General features: G+C 73.4%; 16 protein-coding genes. 5 read left to right on the top strand and 11 right to left on the bottom strand.

The features are described 5' to 3' along the window. Positions 1 to 202: 202 nt before the first annotated feature. Positions 203 to 1117 (bottom strand): SDR family oxidoreductase, encoded by a 915-nt coding sequence (locus tag CP967_RS17795; protein ID WP_150488921.1) that lies wholly within the window; start codon positions 1115 to 1117, stop codon positions 203 to 205. 181 nt (positions 1118 to 1298) lie between these two features. Continuing rightward, entirely contained in the window at positions 1299 to 2681 is a 1383-nt protein-coding gene (locus tag CP967_RS17790) for an SGNH/GDSL hydrolase family protein (protein ID WP_150488920.1), read from the bottom strand. 917 nt (positions 2682 to 3598) lie between these two features. Between CP967_RS17790 and CP967_RS17785 the strand changes: the two genes are divergently transcribed. Beyond that, positions 3599 to 5263: an ABC-F family ATP-binding cassette domain-containing protein gene (locus tag CP967_RS17785; RefSeq protein WP_150488919.1), complete on the top strand. Its 1665-nt coding sequence runs from the start codon at positions 3599 to 3601 to the stop codon at positions 5261 to 5263. 41 nt (positions 5264 to 5304) lie between these two features. Here CP967_RS17785 and CP967_RS17780 read toward each other — a convergent pair whose 3' ends face one another. Beyond that, a complete protein-coding gene (locus tag CP967_RS17780) occupies positions 5305 to 7764 on the bottom strand; it encodes a glycoside hydrolase family 65 protein (RefSeq protein ID WP_150488918.1) in 2460 nt (819 codons plus the stop codon). Continuing rightward, the gene (locus CP967_RS17775; RefSeq protein ID WP_150488917.1) at positions 7761 to 8525 is read right to left on the bottom strand and encodes an HAD family hydrolase; all 765 of its coding nucleotides are present in this window, start codon (positions 8523 to 8525) and stop codon (positions 7761 to 7763) included. The genes CP967_RS17780 and CP967_RS17775 overlap by 4 nt, the downstream gene beginning before the upstream one ends. A gap of 67 nt (positions 8526 to 8592) precedes the next feature. Here CP967_RS17775 and CP967_RS17770 point away from each other — a divergent pair, with 67 nt between their 5' ends. Continuing rightward, entirely contained in the window at positions 8593 to 8844 is a 252-nt protein-coding gene (locus tag CP967_RS17770) for a hypothetical protein (RefSeq protein ID WP_150488916.1), read from the top strand. Here CP967_RS17770 and CP967_RS17765 read toward each other — a convergent pair. The 3 genes from CP967_RS17765 to CP967_RS17755 all read right to left on the bottom strand — a co-directional run bounded on the left by CP967_RS17765 (position 8820) and on the right by CP967_RS17755 (position 11323). Beyond that, complete coding sequence (locus CP967_RS17765; protein WP_150488915.1) at positions 8820 to 9605, bottom strand: LysM peptidoglycan-binding domain-containing protein; 786 nt, start codon at positions 9603 to 9605, stop codon at positions 8820 to 8822. The genes CP967_RS17770 and CP967_RS17765 overlap by 25 nt on opposite strands. A 104-nt stretch (positions 9606 to 9709) precedes the next feature. Then, entirely contained in the window at positions 9710 to 10489 is a 780-nt protein-coding gene (locus tag CP967_RS17760; protein ID WP_150488914.1) for a peptidoglycan recognition protein family protein, read from the bottom strand. Between the two features lie 189 nt (positions 10490 to 10678). Further along, positions 10679 to 11323: a ScbR family autoregulator-binding transcription factor gene (locus CP967_RS17755; RefSeq protein WP_150488913.1), complete on the bottom strand. Its 645-nt coding sequence runs from the start codon at positions 11321 to 11323 to the stop codon at positions 10679 to 10681. Between the two features lie 90 nt (positions 11324 to 11413). On the opposite strand from CP967_RS17755, the gene CP967_RS17750 reads away from it, so the two are divergent. Further along, positions 11414 to 12343 carry a ScbA/BarX family gamma-butyrolactone biosynthesis protein gene (locus CP967_RS17750; RefSeq protein ID WP_150488912.1) on the top strand — a complete coding sequence of 310 codons (930 nt, stop codon included), beginning with the start codon at positions 11414 to 11416 and terminating at the stop codon, positions 12341 to 12343. Positions 12344 to 12389: 46 nt separating this feature from the next. Here the strand turns inward: CP967_RS17750 and CP967_RS17745 are convergent, their stop codons facing one another. After that, positions 12390 to 13151, bottom strand: a complete 762-nt coding sequence (locus CP967_RS17745; RefSeq protein WP_150488911.1) for a glucose 1-dehydrogenase — start codon at positions 13149 to 13151, stop codon at positions 12390 to 12392. Between the two features lie 238 nt (positions 13152 to 13389). Between CP967_RS17745 and CP967_RS17740 the strand changes: the two genes are divergently transcribed. After that, on the top strand, positions 13390 to 14298 hold the full coding sequence (locus CP967_RS17740; RefSeq protein ID WP_150488910.1) for a quinone oxidoreductase family protein: 909 nt from the start codon (positions 13390 to 13392) through the stop codon (positions 14296 to 14298). A gap of 315 nt (positions 14299 to 14613) precedes the next feature. Here the strand turns inward: CP967_RS17740 and CP967_RS17735 are convergent, their stop codons facing one another. Continuing rightward, positions 14614 to 16125, bottom strand: a complete 1512-nt coding sequence (locus CP967_RS17735) for an alpha/beta hydrolase (RefSeq protein ID WP_150488909.1) — start codon at positions 16123 to 16125, stop codon at positions 14614 to 14616. 339 nt (positions 16126 to 16464) lie between these two features. On the opposite strand from CP967_RS17735, the gene CP967_RS17730 reads away from it, so the two are divergent. Continuing rightward, positions 16465 to 17553 (top strand): acyltransferase family protein, encoded by a 1089-nt coding sequence (locus CP967_RS17730; RefSeq protein ID WP_150488908.1) that lies wholly within the window; start codon positions 16465 to 16467, stop codon positions 17551 to 17553. Positions 17554 to 17674: 121 nt separating this feature from the next. On the opposite strand, the gene CP967_RS17725 is transcribed toward CP967_RS17730, so the two are convergent. Both CP967_RS17725 and CP967_RS17720 read right to left on the bottom strand, forming a co-directional pair. Then, positions 17675 to 19180, bottom strand: coding sequence for a DEAD/DEAH box helicase (locus CP967_RS17725; RefSeq protein ID WP_150488907.1), 1506 nt, complete (start codon positions 19178 to 19180; stop codon positions 17675 to 17677). Positions 19181 to 19412: 232 nt separating this feature from the next. Next, positions 19413 to 19616, bottom strand: coding sequence for a cold-shock protein (locus CP967_RS17720; protein WP_150488906.1), 204 nt, complete (start codon positions 19614 to 19616; stop codon positions 19413 to 19415). Between the last annotated feature and the right edge of the window lie 215 nt (positions 19617 to 19831).

The following is a 19831-nucleotide window of genomic DNA, read 5'->3' as shown; positions in this document are numbered from 1 at the left end:
CTTATCGTCGGCGAAGCCGGCCGGGCTTACGGCACGGGAACCACGCAAGAAAGGGACAAGGCAAACAAAAGACGCATCCAAAGTTCTCTGCGCCCATACCGAGAAAAAGCAGCGGTCTCCGCACACCGGTCGAGGACCCCGCCGCCGTCCCCCGCCCCCGGACGGAGCGCCGTACGGCCGCGCGGTCGCGGGCCGGGAGGGATCAGCGGTAGCCGGTGGTGTCGGCGGGCTTGCCCGGGTCCTGGACCTCGGTGAGGTAACGCCAGGCGTCGGGGCTGCTTCCGTCGCGGTCGGTGAAGCCGTAGACCCGGGCCAGCCGGCCGCTGGACAGCGACGCGCCGTTCCAGCGGTTCACCTGCGGGTCGGCGGCCAGGGCCGCGACGGCCCGGCCGACGTAGTACGGGGTCTCGGAGATACCGAAGTGCGGCTCCCGCTCCAGGGCGTCCCGCCAGTTCTCCTCCGTCACGCCGTAGTGGTCGAGCATGATCTCGGACCGCATCCACCCCGGCGTCAGGGCCACCGCTGTCGCACCGCGCGGCCCCAGTTCGTGGCCCAGGGCGAACGCCATGCGGAGTACGGACGTCTTGGCCAGGTCGTAGAAGAAGGACAGCCGGTAGTGGTCCTGGTTGTACTCGGCGGTCCCGTCGGTCATCTCGACCACCAGCCCGCCCCGGTGACGCAGCATCAGGGGCAGGGCGTGGTGGCTGGTGACCGCGTGGGTCTCCACCGCGAGCCGCAGCAGCCGCAGCCCCTTGTCGAGGTCGTGCTCCCAGACGGGGGCGTCCCAGGCGAAGAGGTGTTCGCCGCCCCAGATGTCGTTCACCAGCACGTCCAGCCGGTTCTGTTCCGCCGAGATCCGTTCCACCAGAGCACGGACCTGGGCGGGCTCCAGATGGTCGGTGGGCACCGCGATGCCCCGGCCCCCGGCGGCGGTGACCAGGTCGGCGGTGTCCTCGATGGTCTCGGGGCGGTCGTACTCCGAGCGCCGCTCCCGGGTGCTGCGACCCGTGACGTAGACGGTGGCCCCGGCCGCGCCGAGCTCCACCGCGATTCCTCTGCCTGCTCCCCGTGTCGCTCCGGCGACGAGAGCGACCTTGCCGTCCAGCGGTGCTGACATGCGTGTGTCCTTCCGGGTCCGCGTTGCACTGTGCCGTCGGCCGTGCGGGGCCGACGGCACGCATCGTCGCGCGGAAACCGGACACCTTCCGTCACCTTTCCGGCCCGGATCCCGCGTCCCGGCGTCCGGCCCGCCGGGCACCGGACGAGGCGCGTCCGGTGCCCGGGCTCCGGGAGCGCCGTCAGCGCAGCAGCCGGAGCGGGACCGCCGCCGCCATCGCCTCGGCGCCCTCGTCGTCGGGGTGGAGGTGGTCGCCGCTGTCGTAACGGGCCAGCAGACGCCCGGGGTCGGACGGATCGCGCAGCGCCTTGTCGAAGTCGATCACCCCGTCGTATTCGCCGCTGGTGCGTATCCAGTGGTTGAGGGCCTGCCGGGCGGCCTCGTTGCGCGCGGAGTAGAAGCCGAGGGTGTCGTCCTTGAACGGCAGGATCGTGCCGCCGTACACCCTGAGGCCGCGGTCGTGGGCGCGGGCGATGATCTGGCGGTGGGCGCCGATGAGGTCGGCCGCCGTGACCCGTTCCGACTCCGGGGCGACGGTGCCGGGGTGGCCCAGGTCGTTGACGCCCAGGAGCACGATCAGGTGCTCGGCCCCCGGCTGGGAGGCCACGTCACGGTCGAAACGGCGCAGCGCGCTCTGGCCGAAGTACGCGGCGAAGCCCTCGGCGTCCGAGCCGGCGGGCGGGTTCGGGTCGTGCAGCAGCCGGTTGCCGCTGACGCCCTGGTTGAGGACGCCCACGGCATCCGGGCCGTAGGCGCGGCGCAGCCGCTCCGCGAGACGGTCGGGCCAGCGGTGGTTGGCGTCCGCCTCGGTCTCGGCCCCGTCCGTGATGGAGTCGCCGAAGGTGACGACCGCCGAGGACCGGCCGTGCGCCGAGGGGGCGGAGCCGTACGCCGACGGGGCGCGGCCGCGCGGGCCCCGGTCGGTGCTCACGCTCACCCCGGTGAGGAAGTACCACCGGTCCATGGTGGCGCTCGGGGTGATGTCGGTACGCCCGGTGACGTTGCCCTCGGCGACGAAGTTGTGCTGGAGGGCGAACGCGTGCAGCGTCGACCCCGGGGTCCGCACGGGCAGGTGGAGGCTGATCACCAGGTCGGTCCCGGCGGGCACCCGCAGGGCCACCGGGTCGCTGACCAGCGGCGCTCCCGCCGGAATCGTCACCGAGGTACGGCCGCCGAAGGTGAGCCGGCGGTCGGTGCGGGGATCGATCCGGGAGGCGGGCCCGTCGTCGGCGCCACGGGCGACGCGGGCTTCCGAGACGGTGAGCGGACCGGTGCCGAACTCGTTGGACAGCCGGACCCGCACCCGGTCGCCCCCGATGCTGACCCGGACGGTCTGCCGGATCGTCTGGTCCTCGAAGGTGGTGGTGTCCGAGGCCGGGGCGGCTGTGGGGGTCGTCGCCCAGGTGCCGGTCCAGGCGGCGCCACGGCCACCGCCAGGGGACGCGGAGGGGGCGGCGGAGGAGGAGGCGGCCGGGGCCACGGTCAGCAGCAGGGCGCCGGCGACCACGGCTGCCAGCCCGCGGCCGGCGCCTCGTGGACGGACGGCGGGAAAGCGATGACTCATACGGATCTCTCCAGTCCGGGTGACGGCCTCGCCCACGAGGGGCGGGGGTGAGCGGTGAGGGCTCCGGCCGGAAGGGGCACCCGGCCCACGGTGCCCGGCGCCCCCTCACCGCGTCGCCGGAACGCCCGCGTGGCTCCGCCGCGAGGGCGTTCCGTCACCGGCCCGTTCCGAAACTTTCGCCCTCACCACCGATCGGGCGAGCAGACGGTAGGGAAAGCGAGGGGGAGCCGTCAAGAGGGCGCCTCCCCCCTGCCGCATGCCCGTTCACGCAGGTCAGACGCTTTTCCGCAGCTCCTGGAGGGTCGGTTTCCGGCCTGAGTCCCAAAGAACCTGGCTCATGCGTCGGGTCCGGCCGCTTCCCGGGACCGCGCCCTGACGGGAGACGGGAGATGCCCACGCGCCGCTCTTTCGATCCCGGCCCCGGCCGCCGTACCGCCGAGGACGACCGAGGACACCAGAGGACACCCGAAGACGGCCGAGGACGAGCAGGGACGACCGGGGCCGGCGCCACCGGCCTGCCGTACCGCCCACACGGCCGTGCCCCCACGCAGCCCGCTCCCCCACGCGGCACGCACGACCCGTGCAGCCCATACAGCGCGGGCGGCCCACGCCGCCCGCGCCGCCCGCCCGGAAAACCTTCCGGGCCGGCCCCCGGCTGCGTTACAGTCGAAGCGTCCTGTTGTCTCCGATAGAGGTGGACGTTGCGCATCTGAGGCCCGCGATCATCACGCGGTACGGCCGTCGCCGTAACCGTCACGCAGCAGTCGGCTTTCCGCCGCCCCGTGACCCGCGTGGATGCGACCTCGGTGCACCCGCCGTCCCCCGTACGGACAGGACACCCTTCTCTCCCCGGCCGGTCGCCGCGTGGTGCTCGCACACGAATCCCTGATCCCACGGATACGACTGCGAGAATCACCATGTCCCAGCCCTCCGCCCCCGCCGCCTCCCTCACCGCGTCCGCGATGTCCTTCCGCCTGCCGGACGGCACCGAGGTCTTCGACGGGCTGTCGCTCACCGTCCCGCGGGGCCGTACCGGCCTCGTCGGCGCCAACGGTTCCGGCAAGTCCACCCTGCTGCGTCTGCTGGCGGGCGGGCTCCGGCCCTCCGCCGGATCGGTGACCGTCGGCGGCCACCTCGCCTATCTGCCGCAGAACGTCACCCTCGACACCGGGCGCCGGGTCGAGGACGCCCTCGGGATCACCGGGAAGCGGGCGGCGCTGCGCGCCATCGAGGCCGGGGACGTCGCCGGGGAGCACTTCGAGACGGTCGGTGACGACTGGGACGTCGAGGAACGCGCCCTGGCCACCCTCGGCTCGCTCGGCCTGGACGGCATCGGCCTGGACCGTACCGTCGGTGAGCTGTCCGGCGGTGAGACGGTCCTGATGCGCCTGGCCGCGCTCCTCCTGGAGCGCCCCGACGTCCTGCTGCTCGACGAGCCGACCAACAACCTGGACGTCTTCGCGCGCCGCCGCCTGTACGACGCCGTCGCCTCCTGGCGCTCCGGCATCCTCCTGGTCGTCAGCCACGACCGTGACCTGCTGGAACGCGTCGACCGGATCATCGAACTGCGTGACGGGTCGGTGAGTTCGTACGGCGGCGGCTACTCGGCGTACGAGGAGGCCCTGGCCACCCAGCAGGAGGCCGCCGTACGCACCCTGCGTGCCGCCGAGTCCGATGTGCGCCGGCAGCGACGCGAACTGGAGGAGGCCCAGACGAAGGTGGCCCGCCGGCAGCGGCACAACAAGAAGATGGACGCCCAGCGGCGCGCGCCGAGAATCGTCGCGGGCGCGCACAAACGGTCGTCGCAGGAGGCGGCGGGCAAGCTGAAGGGGCTGCACGAGGACCGGCTCCAGGAGGCCCGGGAGCGGCTCGACGAAGCGGCGGACGCGATCCGCGACGACGACACGATCAAGGTGAGCCTCCCCCACACCGCGGTGCCGGCGGGCCGTACCGTCTTCGGTCTGCGCGGACTGCGGCCGCGCTTCGGCTCGCTGCGCGGGGCCGACCTGGAGGTGCGCGGCCCCGAACGCGTCGCCCTGATCGGCCGCAACGGCTCCGGCAAGACGACGCTCCTGCGCACCCTGACCGGCGAGCTGGACCCGGAGGAGGGCGAGGCGAGGACCTTCGTGCCGCTGCGCTTCCTGCCGCAGCGGCTCGACGTGCTGGACGACGGACTGAGTGTCGCGGCGAACGTGGCCCGGCTGGCGCCGGGGGTCGCCGACAACCAGATCCGCTCCCAGCTGGCCCGGTTCCTCTTCAAGGGCAGGCGCGCCGAGCAGCTCGCGGGCACCCTCTCCGGCGGGGAACGCTTCCGGGCGGCCCTCGCGGCGGTGATGCTCGCCGCGCCCGCCCCTCAGCTGCTGTTGCTCGACGAGCCGACCAACAACCTGGACCTGGCCAGTGTCCACCGGCTCACCGGCGCCCTGGAGTCCTACGAGGGGGCGCTGGTGATCGCCGGACACGACCTGGCCTTCCTGGAGTCGGTCGGCATCACCCGGTGGCTGTTCGTCGGCGAGGAACTCACCGAGACCACAGCCGAGGAGGTACGCGAACTGCTGGCGTCACCCGCCGCCGGCGGGTGAGGGGCGCGGGGCCGGTGCCGTCCCGGGGGCGGGCGCGTCCGTCAGGCGTCCTCGGGCAGCTCCAGCCATTGGGCCGTACCCGGTTCGACGACGTACCGCTGCCCGTCCAGCCCGACTCTGACCCCGGGGCGGCCGGAGTCCGGTACGGCGATCCTGAGCCGCTCGGCCCGCAGCCTCAGGTCGACGTCCCAGTGCCGTCTGAAGCGCAGGCGCATCCGGAACTTCGGCAGCTGGGGCAGGGTGGCCGGGCTGAGCCACAGCGCGTCGTCGCGGGTCTCCAGTCCGGTCAGCCCGCGCTGTACGAGGTCCAGGGTGCCGGCCATCGCCCCCAGGTGGATGCCCTCCTCGGTGGTGCCGCCCTGGAGGTCCGCCACGTCCCCGGTCAGTGCCTCCTCGCAGTACCGCCACGCGTCGTCCCGGTTCGCCCGGGCCAGCACCCAGGCGTGGACGAGGGAGCTGAGGGTGGAGCCGTGGCTGGTGCGGGTCTCGTAGTAGTCGACCGTGCGGTGCCAGGTGCTGTCGTCGATGTCGTGGCCGAGTCTCCTGAACAGGGCGGCGAGTTCCCGGGGGGAAAAAAGGTAGCCGAGCATCAGCACGTCGGCCTGCTTGGACGCCCGGTAGCGGTTGACGGTGTCGCCCTCGGCCTCCAGGATCCGGTCCAGCCGCCGGATGTTGCCGTACCGGGCGCGGTAGCCCTTCCAGTCGAGTTCGGCCAGTTCCCCGTATCCGGCGAACTGGCTGATGACCCCGTCGTGGAAGGGCACGTGGAGCCGGTGCGAGACGTCCTCCCAGCGGGACAGCTCGGCCGGGTCGAGCCGGATGTCCTCCAGCAGCTGCCGGTACCGGCTCCGGGGCAGGTCGCGGCAGAGCTCGCCCGCGCGTGCCAGCACCCAGGCGGCGGTCACGTTGGTGTACGTGTTGTCGTCGAGTCCGGGCCTGCCGGCGTCCGGGTAGGCGTCGTGGTACTCGTCGGGGCCCATGACGCCGAGGATGCGGTACCGGCCCAGCCCGTCGTCCCACTGGGCGCTGTCGGCCCAGAAGCGGGCGACCTGGAGCAGCGTCTCGGCGCCGTTGCCGTAGAGGTACTCCGTGTCGGCGGTGGCCTGGCAGTACTGCCACACGTTGTACGCGACGGCCGAGCCCACATGGTGCTGGAGGTGGGAGTGGTCGGGCAGCCAGCGGCCCGAGCGCGGGTTGAGGTGGACCTGCTGGGTCTCCTCACGGCCTTCGGCGGCGCTCTGCCACGGGAACATCGCGCCGCGCCTGCCCGCCGCGCGGGCCGCCCGGCAGGCGGCGGGCAGCCGGCGGTGCCGGTAGTCCAGCAACGCCCTTGACACCTCCGGGAGATGGAGGTTGAGGAAGGGCAGGACGAACAGTTCGTCCCAGAACACATGGCCCCGGTATGCCTCCCCGTGCAGCCCTCTGGCCGGCACCCCGGCGTCGAGGTCGGCGGTGTGCGGGGAGAGGGTCTGGAGCACGTGGAAGAGGTGCAGGCGCAGGATGTGCCCCGGCTCGCCCGGCACCTCCACCTGGACCCGCTGCCACAGGTCCCCCCAGGCCCGGTGGTGGGAGGCGAGCAGTTCCCCGTACTCCGGGCTCCGGGCCACCGCGCCCACCGCGGCCCGCTGGGGGCTGCCGATGGCCTGGTCACGCGAGGTGTACAGGGCGACCGTCTTGTCGACGACGGCCGGGGAGCCCGGTCCCATCGGGACCAGCAGGTGCTGCTGGACGCCCCGGGGCAGCTGCTCGGGGTGCGCGTGGTGGTCACCGCCGCTCTCCGCCGTACCGAAGGTGGCCACGGTGCGGGCGGCCAGGGCGAGCCCGATGTCGGACTCCACGGTGCGACAGCGCAGCCAGACGGTCGAACCGCGCTCCACGCCCGTTTCCCAGCCCGTCAGGTGGCGGTTCGCCAGGTCCCGGTAGCGGGCGACGCCGCTGTTGGTCACGTCGCCGTCGATGCCGGCCACCACCTCCAGCTCCCCGGTCCAGCCCTCGGCGGTGAACACCGTGTGCAGCGCGGCGAGATGGGGGTCGCCCATGTGCACCAGGCGTTCCTGTTCCACCACGAGCCGCCGGCCCGCGCCGTCCTCGTAGACGCTGCGCCGCAGCAGGGTGCCGCCGCGCAGGTCGAGCCACTGCCGGTGTTCCACGAGGTAGGAGTGGTCGGGGTGCAGCCAGGGTCCGGGGGTGCCGCCCGTGGGCCGGACGCGGTAGCGCAGCGGCAGCCAGTTCGGCAGGTTGACCATGTCCTCGTTCTGGACGTCCCGGCCGCCCTGGACGGAGGAGACGAGCCGGTTGTAGACGCCCGCCACATAGGTGCCCGGGTAGTGGGACGTGTCCGCGTGGGTCTCGGGGGCGGCGCCGCGGGTGGCGAAGTAGCCGTTGCCCAGCGTGCACAGGGCCTCGCGCAGCCGCTCCTTCTCCGGGTCGTAGCCCTCGTACTCCCAGGTCCACGGCTCCGCCGCCGTCGGCGGCGCCGGCTGGGCCGACGGTGCGCTCATCGGGTCTCCTCCTCGGCCAGCAGGTCCCCGAGGTCGGGCACCACGATGTCGGCGCCGTGGCGGCGCAGCCCCGCGGCGCCGGCGGCGCTCCGGGACCGGTCCACCCCGATCACCAGGCCGAAGCCGCCGCGCCGGCCCGCTTCGACACCGGCCAGCGCGTCCTCCACCACCGCGGTGTCGTCCGGGGGTGTGCCCAGGCGCCGGGCCGCCTCGGTGAACAGGGCCGGGTCCGGTTTGCCGGGCAGGTCCAGCCGGCGGGCCTCGTTGCCGTCGACGACGGCGGCGAACAGGTCCAGCAGCCCCGCCCCTGAGATCAGTTCGGTCGCGTGCCGGGACGCGGAAGCCGCCGCGCAGGGCACGCCCCTCTCGCGCAGCACGCGCAGGAGCCGGACCGTGCCCGGCCAGACGTCGACGGGGCGTTCACGCAGGCTCCGTACGAACTCCTCGTCCTTGCGGGCGGTGACGGCCCGTACCGTCGCCGTGCCGGGCGGGTCGTCCGGGGTGCCTTCGGGGAGGTCGATCCCGCGCGACGCGAGGAAGGACACCGCGCCGTCCTGCCGTGCCTTGCCGTCGACGTAGCGGCGGTAGTCCTCGTCCGCGTCGAAGGGCCGCTGGCCTTCGTGGGACGCGAGGCAGGCGTCGAACGCCTTCTTCCAGGCGGCCGCGTGCACCGGGGCCGAATCAGTGATCACTCCGTCGGTGTCGAAGACGACGGCGCGAACGGATCGCAGACCCGCGGCCGGCGACAGTACCTCTGCCATGACCGGACTCCCGGGTGAATAGTCGGAGAGATTACGTTTCGCCCTGGTACCGGGCTACCGTGAATACATGGCCGGAACCGAGCGTCATCAGTACGACGGGCAGGCCGCCTACGTCTGTCCTGTCTGCGAGCACCCCGTCGAGACGGTGATGGGGCGGCACAAGACCCTCGGCGTCTTCGTCCCCGACCGGGGTCCAGGCCCCTGCCGGAACCCGGAGTGCGCCGTCCATGTGGCGGAGGACGAGGAGCGGACGGGTGAGGAGCGGGCCGGGGGCCGGGCGGCCCGGGAGCACGGTCAGGCGGTGAGGCGGAGGCGCTGACCCGGGTAGATCAGATCCGGGCCCTCGTCCAGCAGGGCGCGGTTGAGTGCGTACAGGGCGTCGGTGCCCCCGGGGACGTCGGCCCGGTCGGCGATCACGGACAGGCAGTCGCCCGGCTCGACGACGTAGGTCTCGGCACCGACGAGGTCATCGGTGCCGCCGGACGCCGTGCTCCGGGACGACCGGTCGCCCTGGTCGTCCGACGTGCTTCCGGAAACGACGGAACCGCCGGAGCTCCCCTGGTTTCCGGGGCTGCTCCGGCGGTCGGTGGCGGAAGGCTGTTCGGGGGCGGGGGCGGGGGCGGCGGCGGAGGAGTCCGGTGCGCCGTTCGCTCCGAGGCGTCCGCAGGTCGGCCAGGCGGACAGTCCCTGCGAGCGGGCGACGCGTTCACCGACGGCGATCTGTTCCGCGCGGGTCGCGAGGTCGGCACGCGGCGCGTACTGGGTGCCGCCGTACGCCTGCCAGGTGGAGGGCGCGAACTGGAGTCCGCCGTGGTAGCCGTTGCCGGTGTTGATGTCCCACCGGCCGCCGCTCTCGCACTCGGCGATGCGGTCCCAGTCGGTACCCGCCGTGACGTGGGGCCCGAGGGCGGTACGGGCGGGGACCGCCTGCGCCGGGGCCCCCTGTACGGCGGTGGCCTGCGCGGGGGCGGTACGGTCGGCGGCCACGCTGCGGCCGGCCAGGCCCAACGCGCCCAGAAGGACGAGCAGAAGAGCGAACACGGCTTCGACGGGCCGCTTGGCGAGGGGTGATGCCGGCATGACGGTATTCCTCCGCTGTGCTCCAGAAGGTCTGGCTCGGGCTCGACCAGATAAACCGCCGATATGGCTTTCACAGGGCTTTGACGCGGCGGATCTTCTGCTTTTCACCCGCCCGGCAGCGGGGCGGGGCTGCTGCCGCCGTCCCGCGCCGAGGCCCCGCCGGAGGAACGCAGGCGCACCATCTCCAGGCGGATCGCCGGGAGTTGGGCGTAGAGGGCGTCACCGGGGCAGTTGGTCTCGAAGGTGTCCCGGTGACCCGACACGGCGTGGAGGTACACCTCCTGCCCGCGGTGGAAGAGGCTGTCGTCGTTCGTGGAGACCATCCGTACGGTCCCCTCGGGGTCGACACCCCGGCGCAGCTTCCAGGCGCCCACCTTCGCGATGCCCTCGATGAGCGCCTCGGGCACCGGCACCCCGGGGGCGAAGTTGCCCACGGCGGCGATGCCCACGCTGTGGGAGTTGAACCCGGTCGTGTGGGCGCCGCGCACGGCGCGGGCGACGCCTCCGGCCCGGCCCTCGTAGACCGTGCCGCAGCGGTCGACCACGAAGTTGTAGCCGATGTCGTCCCAGCCCTCGCTCCTGACGTGGTCCTCCTCCATGGCCCGGAGCATGCGGGGGACGTCGGCGCAGTCGTAGTCGTTGGGGTGCCCCGTGTGGTGCACGAAGACCGCGTTCACCGCCCCGGTGTAGGTCGCGTCCTCCTTGACCAGGCTCTCGTCCGCGTGCCACTGCGCCCGGCTGACGATCGCGGGCCGGGGGGCCGCCGGGGTCTCGGGGCGCGCGGTGGCCTCGTCGGGCACGACGAGCGGCACCGGCTCGTCCCGGAACACCAGGAAGGCCAGCGGTACGAAGGCGGCGGCCAGGACCGACCGGCGAAGCCACATGGGGCCAGCCTGCCCGCTGACCAGCGGCTTCGCAGGCCCCGCCCGCCCGTTCGGGTGACGCCGCCGGGCCCCGCCAGGTGCGCCCGCGCTCCCGGCGGACCCGCGCGCGGCAGCCGGGGAGCAGTGGCCCGGTGCGCGGGGGCCCGGTGCGCGGCGCGGTCCTGCGCGCTGCGGCGCAGGACGCGGCGGTCAGGACGCGGCGGCCGTCCGGTTCTCCTCCAGGATGCGCTCGGGCCGGTGCGGGGAGGTGTCGAGCCGGGCCAGCACGCCGGGGACGGCGTTGTTGGGGAGGATCAGTTCGAGGAGTGCGGAGATCTCGCCGACCAGGTCCGGCGGCTCGGGCATGGACTCCGTTATCAGCTGGACACCGGTCCAGGCCCCGACGAAGAGCCGGGAGGTCGCACCGGGATCGACGTGCGGCAGCAGCTCACCGCGCTCCTTGGCCTCGGTGAGGATCTCGGTGCCGAGCGTGATCCAGTCCGGCCAGCGGGTCCCGAAGAGCCCGCGTGCCCGGGGGTCGACGGACAGCCGGATCGAGGCGCTGAGCAGCGGCTCCCGGGGCAGCCGGTAGGCGAGGAGGAGCGCTATGTCGATCCATTCCTGCAGCTTGAAGATCTGCGGGGAGACGCCGTCCGAGGTCACGGCCTCCTGGAGGACACCGCGGGCCAGCTCCTCCTTCGAGGTGAAGTGGAAGTACAGCGCGCCCCGCGTGAGGCCGGCGCGGTCGAGGATCGCGGCGATCGTGGCGGCGTCGTAACCGTGTTCGTCGAACACCTCGGCTGCGGCTTCCAGGAAGATTCGGCGCGTACGGATCGCCCGTTGCTGCCTCGCCAACTCGCGCTCCCCTTGACCTCGATCTGACGCTTCTTCAAAAAATACCGGCAAACCGGTATCATATCAGCGCCAGGCTTGCCAATTTGCGCCATGTCCGGGGGGACCGTGCCCGAGGTACCTGTTTTTCCGCACACTCTGCCCGCCCCCGCCTGGGGCGAACAGGCGGTTCCGCGGACATATGTTCACCTCAGCCGGGACGAGTCGGTCTTCGTCACCGGATGGCGCCGCCTGAAAGATGGCGAGTTCTCGCTCACCGCCCGGTGGCCGGCGGCCCCGCGGGGCCTTCGGTACGACCCGCGGGTGCTCACCCAGACCATCCGTCAGAGCGGCCTGGTGGTGGCACACGCGGCGTACGGGGTCCCACTGTCCCACCAAACCCTCCTGCACTACTTCGACTTCACCGTAAACGGGGATCTGCGGGTACATCCGGCCGAATCCGCCTCCCTCGGCGTCGAGGTCACCGTGTCCGCGCCGAAGAAGGCCGGCAAGGCGGTCAGTTCACTGGGCATGGACGTCCGCGTGTTCCAGGGGGACACCATGGTCGCGCGGGCCGACTCCGAGTTCGGCTGGGTCTCGCCGGGCGCGTACCGGCGGCTGCGCGGGGAGAGCCTCACGGCCGCGTGGGACGACTGGCCGCTCCCGGACCCCGTGGAGCCCCGCACCGTGGGAAGGGACCGGGCCGGGGACGTGGTCCTGGCCCCCGGCGGCCGGCCGCGCCGGTGGTGGCTCCGCCACGACACGTCCAACCATCTGCTGTACGACCACCCGGTCGACCATGTCCCGGGGCTGGTACTGATGGAGGCCGCCGACCAGGCCGCGCGGGCCGCCGTCCATCCGATGCCCTTCGAGGCGGGCGTGGTGGCCGCCTCGTTCGAGCGGTACGTCGAGTTCGGCCGTCCCTGCCTGATCGAGGCCGAGGTGGTGCCCGCCGCCGGTTCGGACCGGGTCACGGTCCTGGTCACCGGGGTGCAGGACGAGGCGGTGGTCTTCCGGGGGCGGCTGACCGGGGTGTGCGGCTGACCGGGGCGGCCCCGCCCGGCCGCACACCCCGGTCAGCCGCCGGTCTTCACTGGTTGATGAAGCCGCCGTCCACCGGGAGGACCGTGCCGGTGAGGAAGGGGCAGCGGTCGCTGAGCAGCCATGCGGCGGCGGAGGCTATCTCCTCGGGTTCGGCCGTACGCCCTTGCGGAGTGCGGCTGTTGACCATCTCCTCCAGGCCGGGGTTCCGCCCGAACCAGTCGGCGGTGATCTCGCTGCGGGTGGTTCCCGGGGCGACGGCGTTGACGCGTATGCCCTGTCCGGCGTATTCGTCGGCGGCGGCGCGGGTGAGGCCGACCACCGCGTGCTTGGCCGCTATGTAGGCGGAGGCCGCGGGTATCGCCACCAGGCCGCCCACGCTGCTGTTGTTCACGATCGCGCCGCCGCCGTGGGCGAGCATCGCCGCTATCTCGGGGCGGATGCAGTTCCAGACGCCCCGTACGTTGGTGTCCATGACCGCGTCGTAGACGTCGTCCCCCATGAGGTGCAGGGGGGTCCGGTCCCCGCCGACACCGGCGTTGTTGAACGCCCCGTCCAGCCTGCCGTAGGTGCTGACCGTGAAGTCCACGGCCCGGACCGCGTCCGCCGCGACGGTGACGTCGCAGACGACGTGGGCGGCCTCGCCGCCCGCTGCCTTCAACTCGTCGACCAGCTCGGTCAGCCGGTCCTCCCTCCGGGCCGCCAGGACCACCCTGGCGCCCTCCTGGGAGAACACACGTGCCGCTGCCGCGCCGATGCCACTGCTCGCCCCGGTGATGAGGACGACTTTGCCGCTGAGGAGATCACTCATGGCGGCAGTCTGGCAGTGGTGGATCCCACCGGAACGAGCCGGTCCGCGCCATAGCCGTACCGGGCGGTCCGGGACAGGCGCGCTCTCCGGCCCCGGAGCCTTCCCCGGCCCGGCGCACACAGGGCGGCCGCCCCTCAACAAACCGTCCGAACGGTTTTTTTATACCCCAGGGACGGGGTTCCCCCGAGGGCGAACGGGCCGTCCGGCCACAGGGGCGCCGTGCGCGGTACCGTGCCGCATGCTCGCTATCCAGTTCGACCGTTTCGGCGGTCCCGAAGTCCTGCGGCCCGTCGAACTCCCCGCGCCCGTACCGGCGGACGGCGAGGTACTGCTCACCGTCGAGGCTGCCGGGGTGAATTTCGCGGACACCCATCAGGTGGACGGTTCCTATCTGGCCGCGGACGCGTTGCCGTTCGTCCCGGGCAGTGAGGTCGTGGGCCGTACGCCGGAGGGCCGTCGGGTGCTGGCCCGGGTGTCGCGGGGGTACGCGGAGCTGGTGGCCGCCAAGGAGTCCTCGCTCGTGGACCTTCCGGAGGAGCTCGGTGCCGCCGAGGCGCTGGCCCTGATGATGCAGGGGCTGACGGCCTGGCACCTGCTGCGTACGGCGGCCCGGGTGCGGCCCGGGGAGACCGTCGTCGTGCACGCGGCGGCGGGCGGGGTGGGAAGCCTGGCCGTGCAGCTGGCGAAGGAGTTCGGGGCGGGCCGGGTGCTGGCCCAGGCGTCCACCCCGGACAAGGAGCGGCTGGCCCTGGAGCTGGGGGCGGACGGGGTGGCCGCCTATCCGCTGGAGCGCGGGGCGGACGTGGTGCTGGACGCGGTGGGCGGGGAGCTCTTCGACCGGGCGCTGGAGTCCCTGGCGCCCTTCGGCCGGCTCGTGACGTACGGCAACGCCGCCCGGAACGGCTTCACCCCCGTCGATCCGGCCCGGCTCGGCCGGCTCAGCGCCTCGGTCACGGGCTTCTGGCTGCGTGCCGCGCTGGCGGCGCCCGACGCGGTCGCCGGGCCGCTGAAGGAGCTCTTCGGGCTGGTCGCCTCGGGCCGTCTGAAGCCGGTGACCGGCCCTTCCTACCCGCTCGCCGACGCCCGGCGGGCCCATGAGGACCTGTTGGCGCGCCGGACGGTCGGCAAGGTGGTGCTGAGGCCCTGAGCGGGTCCCGGGGACGGCCTGAGCTGGTGCCGGAGCGGGGCCCGGGGGCGGTCTGAGCTGGTGCCGGAGCGGGGCCCGGTGGTCTGAGCGGGTGCCAGAGCGGCCCCGGCGACCTTGAGCGGGCACCGGACCGGCCCCGGCGGCCTGAGCGGGTTCCCGGGGGCTCAAGCGGGTTCCGGGCCGGGGCCGGCGGCCTGAGCGAGGCCCCCGGGGCCTCGGGGCGCGGGGCCACGGGGCCTCGGGGCCCTTGAGCTCCACCGTCCCCGGGGAGGACCGCTGCGGCCCGCCCCCGGGGACGGCCTGAGCGGTGCCGGGTCAGTCCGCGCAGTGCGTGTCGTGGGCGGGGCGCTGCCCGTCGTTGAGGAAGGCGGCGACGGCCCGGTCGCTGCAGGCTCCGCGTCCCGGTACGTACACCCCGTGCCCGCCGCGGCCCGTGGTGACCATCCGCGCCTTGTCACCGAGGGCCGCGCGCATCTTCAGCGCCCCCGTGTAGGGGGTCGCGGGGTCCCGGAGGCTCTGGATCATCAGGATGTTCGACGGTCCTTCGCCGGTGATCCGGGTGGCCCTGCCGGTGGGGGCGTCCTTCCAGAAGGCGCAGGGCGTGATGTTGGCGGGCATCCCCGCGGTGAGCGGGTGGGCGGCGCGGTCGGCGGCCACCGCGCTCCGGTACCCCTCGACCGAGGCGGGCCAGCGTACGTCGTTGCAGATCACCGCGATCGTGACGGCGGCGTCCGTGTCGGGCAGGGGCCCGGCGAGCTCGGGCGGCAGGACCGGGCTGCCGTCGGGGTCGGCGGCCTCCTTGACCAGTGCGGCGAAGCCGGCGAAGGCGCCGTCTCCGTAGAGGGCGCTCTGCAGGGCCTGGCGCAGCGCGTTGCCGTTCAGCGGAAGGTCCGAGTTCACGGCCCGGCGGGGTGCCCGGTCCAGACGCGCCGCGAGGTCCGTGACCAGCGGGCGGACGTCCTCGGGGCGTTCGGCGAGCCGCAGGCCGCGGTGTCCGGCCGGCGGGTCGGCGGCCCAGGCCGCGAAGTCCGGGAAGCGGTCCTCGGCGCCGCGGGCCATGTTGGCCAGCCAGCCGCGTGCCAGCCGGTCCGGGTCGGGGTCCCCGCTGCTGTCCAGCACCAGCCGGTCGGTACGGCGCGGGAAGTGCTGGGCGTAGAGGGCGGTCGTGTAGGCGCCGTACGAGGTGGCCCACACGGAGACCTTCCGCTCGCCCAGGGCGCGGCGCAGCCGGTCCATGTCACGTGCCTGGTTCTCGCTGGTGAAGCCGCGTACCACCGGGCCGCCGTTGCGGGCGCAGGCTGCGGCGACGCGGCGGGAGCGGGTGGCGTTCTCGTCGATGCCGCCGTCCGGGGCCGGCCAGGACCGCAGGGTCAGCATGTACCGGTCCTCCTCGGCCAGGGAGCACGAGCCCTTGGTGCTGCCGCCGACACCGCGCGGGTCGAAGCCGACGATGTCGTACCTGCCCTCGGTCTCGCTCCGGAGCGCTTCCCCCCGCTCCGTGACGCGCTGCACCCCGGAACCGCCGGGGCCGCCGGGGACGGCCAGGAGGGTGCCCCTGCGGGGTGCCGGCCCCTGGGCCCTGAGCCGGGTGACGGCGAGGGTGACCTGCGGGCCCGAGGGGTCGCTGTAGTCGAGCGGTACGGGGAGCCGGGCGCATTCCCGGCCGGCGGGGCCCCCGGCCGGCTCGCAGGGCCCCCAGACGAGCGCGGGCGTGCCGCCCGCACCGGCGGCCCCCGCGGCCGGGGCGAAGGCCACGGCGGTCAGCGCGGAGGCGGCGGTGACCGCCGCGAGCAGCAGTGCGGTGCGTGTTCTGGCGTAAGTCGTCATGTACACAGGGTGGTTGGCGGTTCACCCGCTGCCCATGAGGCAGTCCCGCCGACCGCGGTGGGGCCTTCCCCCGGCGTGCCCCTGGGGCAGGCGGGCCCGTCCCCCGGGCAGCGCCCGCCGGCCGCCGGCCGCCGCCGTCACGGACCGAACCGGGCCGGACCGGACCGACGGTGCGGTGCGGCACGGCACGGGGGCCGCGCGGTGCCGCGGCGGCGGGGAAGCGGAACGCCGGGGTGGGCGGGGCGGCTGACCTGGGGCCGGGCCCGGGGGCCACCCGGGCCCGGGGGAGGAGGCGGTACCGGGGAACCGGAACCCCGGGCCGTCTTCTATCGTGGCCGGATGCCCTCCCTGACCTCACGGCCCCCGGGCCCCGCCGGGGCCGCCGCCACCGGAGCCGCCGCACCCGCCGCACCCCGCCGCGCCCGCGATCCGTACTTCGACAACGCCAAGTACCTGGCCATGGTCCTCGTCGCGCTGGGGCACTCCTGGGAGCCGCTCCGTGACAGCGGGCGCCTCGTCGAGACGTGCTACATGTTCGTCTACGCCTTCCACATGCCGGTCTTCATCATGGTCTCCGGGTACTTCTCCCGGAGTTTCGACGCCCGGCCGGACCGGATGTGGAAGCTGGTCACCAGTGTGCTGGTGCCCTACGCGGTCTTCGAGGTCGCGTACACGGTCTTCGAACGCCTCACGAAGACCCCGGGCTACGAGCTGAGCCCGCTCGCCCCGTACTGGCTCCTGTGGTTCCTGCCGGCGCTCTTCCTCTGGCGCATCACCACGCCGTTCTGGCAGACGGTCCGGTGGCCGCTGTCGCTGTCGCTGGTCATCGCCTGCATCGGCTCCATGAACAGCACCATCGGCACCGACCTCCAGCTCCAGCGGATCCTGCAGTTCCTGCCGTTCTACGTCCTGGGCCTCAAGCTGCGGCCCGAGCACTTCGACCTCGTACGCCGCCGGGCGGTGCGCGTCGCCTCGGTGCCCGTCTGCCTGATCGCCCTGGCCGCCGCCTACTGGGCCGAGCCGCGTTTCTCGCACTCGTGGCTGTTCCACAAGGCGGGGGCCGAGCAGCTGGGCGAGCCGGCCTGGGTGGGCGCGCCGGTGACGCTGCTGCTGTTCGGCTGCGCGGTGGTGCTGAGCGCCTGCTTCCTGGCCTGGGTACCGAACCGCAAGCTGTGGATGACGGCGCTCGGCGCGGGCACGATGTACGGCTACCTGCTGCACGGCTTCGTGATCCGGGGCGCGGAACGGGCGGGCTTCTACGACGTCGAGGTGTTCGCCACCCCGGCCGGCCGCGTCCTGATGTCGGTGCTGGCGGCCGTCATGATCACGGTGCTCTGCAGTCCGCCGGTACGGCGGGCGCTCCGCTTCCTCGTGGAGCCGAAGCTCGCCTGGGCGAGGAAGCGGGAGCCCGGCCCGTCGGCCACCTGAGCGCCCCTCGCCGCACCACCGCCGCACCCCGGGACCTGGGAGGGACCCGGGGTGCGGCCGTGTGCGGATCGGTTCCGTACGGGCCCGTGGGCGGGGCCGGTTCCGTACGGGTCCGGGCGGGTCAGCGGGCCCGGTTGGCCCGGCGCTGGGCGGCGGCGGCCCGTGCCTGTGCGGTCACCGTGCCGGCGTTGGAGCGGCGGCCCTGCGGGGGCGCGCTGCCGCGCCTGCGGCGGGGGGCCTCGTCGGTCTTCCCGGTCCGCTCCTTGGAGGGGGCCGCGCCCGGCACGGGGACGCCCGAGGGCGCCTGCGCCCCGGTGATACGGCTGAGCTCGGCCTCGCCGGACCGGACCCGGGCGGTGTGCGGGGTGATCCCGGCGTCGGCCATCAGACGGGCCACGTCACGGCGCTGGTCGGGCAGCACGAGCGTGACGACGCGCCCCGACTCCCCGGCACGGGCGGTACGGCCGCCGCGGTGCAGGTAGTCCTTGTGGTCGGCCGGCGGATCGACGTTGACGACCAGGTCGAGGTTGTCGATGTGGATGCCACGGGCGGCGACGTTCGTGGCGACCAGCACCGTGAGCTCGCCGGTCCTGAACCGCTCCAGGGTGTGGGTGCGCTGCGGCTGGGACTTGCCGCCGTGCAGCGCGGCGGCACGGATGCCGCTGCCGCGCAGGTGGGCGGTGAGCCGGTCGACGGAGTGCTTGGTGTCCAGGAACATGATCACCCGGCCCTCGCGGGCGGCGATCTCGGTCGTCGTGGCGTACTTGTCGGCGCCCTGGACGTAGAGCACGTGGTGCTCCATCGTCGACACCGCGCCGGCCGACGGATCGACGGAGTGGACCACCGGGTCGTGCAGGTAGCGCTGGACCAGCGTGTCCACGTCGCGGTCCAGGGTGGCCGAGAACAGCATCCGCTGGCCGCCCGCGCGCACCTGGTCGAGCAGTGCGGTGACCTGGGGCAGGAAGCCCATGTCGGCCATCCGGTCGGCCTCGTCCAGCACGGTGACGGCGACCCGGTCGAGCCGGCAGTCGCCGCGGTCGACGAGGTCCGTCAGGCGTCCCGGGGTGGCCACGACCACTTCGGCGCCCTCCCGCAGCGCCCCGGCCTGCCGGCTGATCGACACACCCCCGACGACCGCGGCCGTCCGCAGCTTCAGGGACCGCGCGTACGGTGTGAGCGCGTCGGTGACCTGCTGCGCCAGCTCCCGGGTGGGGACGAGCACCAGGGCCAGCGGGCGGCGGGAGTCGGCGCGCCGTCCGGCGGTACGTGCGAGCAGGGCTAGGCCGAAGGCGAGCGTCTTGCCCGAGCCGGTGCGTCCACGGCCCAGCACGTCGCGGCCGGCGAGCGCGTCCGGCAGCGTGGCCGCCTGGATGGGGAACGGCACCTTCACGCCCTCGGAGCCCAAGGCCGTCAGCAGAGGCGTCGGCAGACCGAACTCCTCGAAACCCGCGACTGCGGCGGGCGCCGGGATATCGGCAGACGGGGCGCGGGGGGCCGGGGTGCCGGCGGCCGGGATATCGGCGGACGAGGCGCGGGGGGCCGGGTTGTCGGTGGCCGGGGTGCCGGGGGCCGGGGGCGCTATGCCGTCGGCCGCGCCGTCCGGGCGGTTCGTACGTTCGCGGTTCATGGAGAACCTTCCCTCGAATGGCGCGTGTCGAGGGATTCCGTCCGGGCGTGTGCCCCTCCGGCTGACCGGTCAGGCATACGACGCCGGGAATCGCCGGATACGAGCCGGTGAGTACAGCGGATTGCGGGGTCCGGCCGGGAGGCCGGACGGGCGGATGGTACGCGGGCCGGGGACGAGCCGGGGCCCGCATCCCGAAGATGCGGGCCCCGACCGTGTCATGTGCCCGACGTGATCAGCCGATGGTGATGTTCTCGGCCTGCGGGCCCTTCTGGCCCTGCGTGACGTCGAAGGTCACCTTCTGGCCTTCCTGCAGCTCGCGGAAGCCCTGGGCCTGGATGTTCGAGTAGTGGGCGAAGACGTCAGCGCCGCCGCCCTCCTGCTCGATAAAGCCGAAACCCTTTTCCGAGTTGAACCACTTCACGGTTCCGGAAGCCATGTTTTTTCTCCTTCGGGGCGTTGCCCGTGGGTCCGCACTGTGCGATCCCTACATCGCGCACATAATTGCCCCGACCGGAAGGGAGCGGAAATACAAAAGCGCGCCCACCCGGGTGAAAAAGAGAAGGGCCTTCGAAAGCCCACGGGAAGAACCACGGCGACGCCGATGAACAATAGCACGATTACGGGCGTTTTGGGGTGAACGCCCCCGGTGCG

Origin of the sequence: Streptomyces nitrosporeus (assembly GCF_008704555.1) — a bacterium.
Lineage (GTDB): Bacteria > Actinomycetota > Actinomycetes > Streptomycetales > Streptomycetaceae > Streptomyces > Streptomyces nitrosporeus.
The sequence above is the reverse complement of the archived record's forward strand: the minus strand, read 5'-3'. Positions and strand labels throughout refer to the sequence as shown.